General features: G+C 60.0%; 1 pseudogene. It reads right to left on the bottom strand.

Annotation, left to right across the window (positions count from 1 at the left end):
* A pseudogene (locus GTP23_RS23195) lies at window positions 1-229 on the bottom strand (hypothetical protein); the annotation flags it as partial.
* Between the last annotated feature and the right edge of the window lie 26 nt (window positions 230-255).

Below are 255 nucleotides of genomic sequence, written 5' to 3'. Positions count from 1 at the left end.
CCAGGGTGAGATGTAAGCGGCACAGGTCGACCTCCGAGCGGCATGCCGCCACGCCCTCATATGGGTCAATGTCAGACTTGGCCAACTGCGTGGTGATCGCCTGACCGGATAGCCGGTTCATCCTGGCTAGCTTCCACAGGATGGACACGATCGATTCAAACGGATCGAGCCATTTCGGGTCGAACACGTAGCCGAAAGACGGCGTCAGCGCGCGCTCGTCGAACAGCATGATGGGCAAGCTCTTGGCCTCCATGG

The organism is Duganella fentianensis, assembly GCF_009857835.1.
Taxonomy (GTDB): domain Bacteria; phylum Pseudomonadota; class Gammaproteobacteria; order Burkholderiales; family Burkholderiaceae_D; genus Rugamonas; species Rugamonas fentianensis.
The sequence above is the reverse complement of the archived record's forward strand: the minus strand, read 5'-3'. Positions and strand labels throughout refer to the sequence as shown.